The sequence below is a fragment of the Dyella silvatica genome, from assembly GCF_026283955.1.
In the GTDB taxonomy this organism is placed as follows: Bacteria; Pseudomonadota; Gammaproteobacteria; order Xanthomonadales; family Rhodanobacteraceae; genus Dyella_C; species Dyella_C silvatica.
Genome location: NZ_JAPDPE010000195.1, coordinates 1 through 4,972, shown reverse-complemented (window position 1 = coordinate 4,972; position 4,972 = coordinate 1). Strand labels below are relative to the sequence as shown.

General features: G+C 61.8%; 5 protein-coding genes and 1 pseudogene. 3 read left to right on the top strand and 3 right to left on the bottom strand.

Annotated elements, in window-relative coordinates:
* Together OUZ52_RS22270 and OUZ52_RS22265 are read left to right on the top strand one after the other, a co-directional pair.
* On the top strand, positions 1-304 hold a 304-nt coding region (locus tag OUZ52_RS22270; protein WP_323135391.1), incomplete at its 5' end, for a carboxyl transferase domain-containing protein.
* A 422-nt stretch (positions 305-726) separates the two neighbouring features.
* Positions 727-1,659 carry a phospholipase D-like domain-containing protein gene (locus tag OUZ52_RS22265; protein WP_266160789.1) on the top strand — a complete coding sequence of 311 codons (933 nt, stop codon included), beginning with the start codon at positions 727-729 and terminating at the stop codon, positions 1,657-1,659.
* 163 nt (positions 1,660-1,822) lie between these two features.
* On the opposite strand, the gene OUZ52_RS22260 is transcribed toward OUZ52_RS22265, so the two are convergent.
* The 3 genes and pseudogenes from OUZ52_RS22260 to OUZ52_RS22250 all read right to left on the bottom strand — a co-directional run bounded on the left by OUZ52_RS22260 (position 1,823) and on the right by OUZ52_RS22250 (position 4,104).
* Positions 1,823-2,125, bottom strand: coding sequence for a DUF6587 family protein (locus OUZ52_RS22260; RefSeq protein ID WP_266160787.1), 303 nt, complete (start codon positions 2,123-2,125; stop codon positions 1,823-1,825).
* A pseudogene (feoB, locus tag OUZ52_RS22255) lies at positions 2,122-3,862 on the bottom strand (ferrous iron transporter B). Before feoB ends, OUZ52_RS22260 begins: the two are co-directional and overlap by 4 nt.
* Positions 3,859-4,104, bottom strand: coding sequence for a FeoA family protein (locus OUZ52_RS22250; protein WP_266160786.1), 246 nt, complete (start codon positions 4,102-4,104; stop codon positions 3,859-3,861). Before OUZ52_RS22250 ends, feoB begins: the two are co-directional and overlap by 4 nt.
* Before the next feature lie 211 nt (positions 4,105-4,315).
* On the opposite strand from OUZ52_RS22250, the gene OUZ52_RS22245 reads away from it, so the two are divergent.
* Positions 4,316-4,972, top strand: a 657-nt coding sequence (locus OUZ52_RS22245; protein WP_266160785.1) for an enoyl-CoA hydratase-related protein, incomplete at its 3' end; no start/stop codon positions are given.

Sequence of the window (4,972 nt, the reverse complement as noted above, 5' to 3'; positions counted from 1 at the left end):
GATGTGGCCGAATGCGCGCATCAGCGTCATGGGTGGCGAACAGGCCGCCTCGGTGCTGGCCACCGTGCGCCGTGATGGTATGGAGGCCACGGGAAAAACCTGGAGCGCGGAAGACGAAGAAGCCTTCAAGGCACCGATTCGCGATCAATACGAGCGGCAAGGCCACCCCTACTACGCCAGCGCCCGCCTGTGGGACGACGGCATCATCGATCCCGCCGATACTCGCCGCGTACTCGGCCTGGCCATTTCCGCATCGCTCAATGCACCGATCGAGCCGCAGCGCTACGGTGTATTCCGCATGTAATCGGCCACGGCGCGCAGCTGCAACCGATCGACGCCCATGGCCCGATCGGTTGCCTTTGCCGCCGTCGTGAATTCAATGTGCATGCAACGCGCAAATACTGATCGATAGTGATCTGATCTTGCGTTGAAACTGCATCTGATTTAAACGCACAAATATGCGTACCCAGGCCGAAAGATCAGCGTCATGAAGCGACGTTTTGATCAGTGCACGGCTGTGGCGTTTATACGCCTGTTGGCATCAGAAACACTGGATCGATCGGGCAGCCGGCCCGCTTTGGAAGGGCGGCGACTATCCATCGCAGGGACACGCGTCACGCTGTTTCCCCATCGACCAAGGACTAAGTCATGAAGAATCGTTGCGGTTTATCTGTCTTAGCAAGAACCGTTCTTTCCGCTGCCCTGCTGTGTACGGCCGCCTGCGGCTTGAGCACTAACGCCTTCGCCGAAGCGGCGAATGCCACTACGCAAACGCTGGTAATCGAACCCGATCAAGGCTTGACCCCGATCTACAACCTGATCCAGTCGGCGAAATCCAGCATCGACATGACCATGTACGAGCTGGCTGACACGCAGGCCCAGACGCTGCTTGATCAAGCCGCTGCCAATGGCATACGCGTCCGTGTCATCCTCGATCAGAATCTTGAGTACAACAACAATCTGGCTGCCTACAACGACCTGAATTCGCATGGCGTGCAGGTGGTCTGGGCACAGACCAAATATGCGGCCACCCATCAAAAAAGCATTGTGATCGACAACACCACGGCCGCGGTGATGTCGCTTAATTTCACCAGCCGCTACTACAGCACCAGCCGCGACTACGCCGTCATCGAAAACGACCCCAGCGATGTCGCCGCGATCGAAAGCACTTTCAGCGCCGACTTCAACGCGCAGTCGATTACCCCGCCGGTCGGCGACGACCTGGTGTGGAGCCCCACCAATTCCAAGACCAGTCTGGTCAACCTGATCAACTCGGCGCAGAGCAGCCTGCTGATCGAGAACGAAGAAATGAGTTACAGCACCATCGTCACAGCCTTGGTCAATGCGGCCAATCGCGGCGTGAGTGTCACGGTGTGCATGACCGATAGCAGCAGCTGGACATCGAACTTCGACAAGCTCGCCGCCGCTGGCGTCAAGATCAGCACCTATGCCTCCAGCGCGCCGCTGTACATCCACGCCAAAGCAATCGTGGCCGACTACGGCACCGCCAACGCCAAGGCCTTCGTCGGTTCGGAAAACTTCTCTTCCTACTCACTGACCCGGAATCGCGAGCTTGGCTTGATCACCACCAATGCAAGCATCTTGTCTCAGCTCAATACGACCATCAGCAATGACTACGCTGGCGGCACGCCCTGGTAATCAGCTATCGCCGCAGCGCTTGGCCCCCAAGGCCTATGCGCTGCGGCCCATCGTCTTGATGGGGGCGGATTGACCGTCCGCTCTCAAAGCGTGCTGGGCGAAAAGCTATGACACGGCGTGAGCAAGGGCCTCGCCGTCGCACATGGCCGATTATCTGCCGCGCTCAACGGTTGCGCGGGCGAAATTCCAGCGGTTGCACATCCGGACGCGCAGCCGCCGGTGGCTTGGGTCCGCAACTGCCGCAGGTGCTGCAACCGTCACCGCAATTGCCGGTCGCCTGCTTCGGCTGTAAGCGACGGCCCAGCGCGCGCAGCCACGGCGCCCGCCACGGTTTGTTGAGTCGGGCCGAGGCGCTGGCAAGCAACCGCGTGCTGGCCAACGGCGCCACCTTGTCGAAGGTCACCACCGCGCTGATCAACACCAGCACGCCGATCACGATGTATTGCAGCAGCAAGCTCATCGTCATGTCAGCCACCGGGTGACTTGATAGGTGATCAGCGAGGCCATGTAGGCCACCGCGAACATATAGCTGAAGGATATGGCCACGTTGCGCCAGGAGCGGGTTTCGCGGCGAATCACCGCCAGCGTCGACATGCATTGCGGCGCAAACGCAAACCACACCAGCAGCGATAACGCACTGGCCAGCGAGAAATTAGCGGCCAGCGCCGGGCCCAGGCCAGCACTGCTCGCATCGCCGCCCACCAGGTAAACCGTGGCCAATGCCGCCACTGCGGTTTCCCGCGCGGCAAAGGCCGGAATCAACGACAAGCTCATCTGCCAGTTAAAGCCCAACGGCGCGAAGATGTATTGCAACCCGTGACCCAGGTAACCGGCGAAGCTGTATTCGATCGCCGGCCGGGTGGCGCCCGGCGGCGGCCCCGGGAAGCTGGAAATAAACCACATCAGCACCGTCAGCGCGAGGATCACGCCGGTGAGCCGCTTCAAGAAGATGCTGATGCGCTCCCACAAGCCGATCGCAATGTCGCGCGGCTTGGGCATACGGTACGAGGGCAGCTCCATCAGCAATGCATGTTCGCCTTTGTCGCGACGAATGCATCGGAATGAATGCGCCGATCAGCAAGGCATAAACCGGCAGGCGCGCCGAGCACGTCATCAGCGGCGCCACCAGAATGGTGGTGAGCCGGTCGCGCGGATCCTGGATGCTGCGCGTTCCCATGATGCCGGGGATGGCGCAGGCAAAACTCGACAACAGCGGAATAAACGAACGCCCGGTAAGCCCGACCGAAAGCATCATGCGATCGAGCAGAAACGCCGCGCGCGGCAGATAGCCGGATTCTTCCAGCACCAGAATGAAAAAAAACAGCACCAGGATTTCCGGCAGAAACCCGATCACGGTGCCCAAGCCGCCGAACAAGCCTTTGACGACCAGGCTTTGCAGCGGCCCTTCTGGAAGCCCGCTGGCCAGATGCTCGCCCAACCAGCCGAAACCATTGCCGATGGCGTCGGTCATCGGCTTGCCAGCCGCATAGACCGCCTGGAACACCAAGAACATCACTACCGCGAGAATGGCCAGGCCAAATACCGGGTGCAGCGCCCAGCGATCGAGTGCGTCATCCACCGCCGCGGTCTGCCGCGGCATCGTCACGGTGGCGGCCAACAGCTGGCGCACCTGCACGTGCAGATCGGCACGGCTGGCCGCGTCGTCCGGCTGCGCCGGCGCAGCCGTCGGCACCTCACCGTCGACGCGCGCGATAAGCGCCTGCGCGCCGCCGCGCTTGACCGCGACGGTTTCCACCACCGGCATGCCGAGCCGGCGCTGTAATTCATCGACGTCGATCACCATGCCGCGCCGACGTGCTGCGTCCATCATATTGAGTGCCAGCACCATGGGCCGGCCCAGGCGCTTCACTTCCAGCACAAAGCGCAGATGCAAACGCAGGTTGGTAGCATCGGCCACGCAGACGATCAAATCCGGCACGGCCTCGCCCGGATAATTACCTTCCAGCACATCGCGGGTGATCTGCTCGTCCGGGCTCGTCGCATCGAAGCTATAGGTGCCTGGCAAATCGAGAATCTGCAGTACCCGACCAGAAGGCGCGGTGAAACGCCCCTCTTTGCGCTCGATGGTAACGCCCGCGTAGTTCGCCACCTTTTGGCGACCGCCGGTGAGCTGGTTGAACAACGCGGTCTTGCCGCAATTGGGATTGCCGACCAAGGCGATACGCAAGCTGGCCGCGCTCATGGTGCCGTCTCCACACAGACGCTGATGCGGGCAGCCTCGCTGCGGCGTAGCGCGAAGCGAGTCGAGCCAATTTGCACCAGCAGCGGATCGGCGCCCAACGGCCCCAAGGCGACCACCCGCACCGGCTCACCCTCGACGAAACCCAGATCGCGCAAGCGTTGCGCAATCAGGTCGGCATCATGGGCATCGTCTACTCGGTCTACCACGGCGGCAGCACCCTTGGGCAGTTCGGACAGGCGCACGGCAACCACTCAAACAAGAATGGTTCGCATTGTACATTACCAAAGGGCAACGGGGGCCACCGCCGGCAAATCTGAGCACCGCCGCAAGTTCGTACTGATACCAGCCGGAACCACCCCATAGCGACTTGGCATGGCCCTCGCCGCCGACCGGCATCCTGGCTCCCTGCCCTGCGCTCTCCCTACAATGGCCTCCATTTACAGAGAGCCGCGCATGTCCACTGTCTTGATTACCCAACGCGACGCGATTTGCGAAATCAGCTTGAATCGGCCGGATGTGCATAACGCGTTTGACGATCATCTGATCGCCGAGCTGACCCAGGCCCTGCAAGCCGCCGGCGGCGATGCCTCGGTGCGAGCGGTGGTCTTGACCGGCACAGGCGTCAGCTTCTCGGCCGGTGCCGACCTGAACTGGATGCGCGGCATGGCCAAGGCCAGCGAAGCGCAGAACCGCGAAGATTCATTGCACCTGGCGCGGCTGATGCGCACCTTGCAATTTCTGCCCAAACCGACCATCGCCAGGGTCAATGGCGCCGCCTATGGCGGCGGTGTGGGCTTGCTGGCCTGCTGCGATATCGCCATTGGCGTGGATACCGCCAAGTTCGGCCTGACCGAGGTAAAGCTGGGCCTGGTACCCGCGGTGATCTCCCCTTATGTGATCCAGGCAATCGGACTGCGCCAGGCGCGCCGGCTGTTTCTCACCGGCGAATTGTTTGACGCGGCCACCGCGCAGGACATCGGCCTGCTGCACCAGAGCGTGCCGGCGGACAAGCTCGATAGCGCCGTGCAAAACACTCTCGGTCTGCTCGCCAAAGCCGGTCCGATAGCGCAAGCCGAAGCCAAGCAACTGGCCTTGCGCATGGCCGGCGTC

Bases quoted from the DNA above. Each gene is read 5' to 3' on its own strand.
- OUZ52_RS22260 (WP_266160787.1), bottom strand. From the start codon at position 2,125: ATGACGATGAGCTTGCTGCTGCAATACATCGTGATCGGCGTGCTGGTG.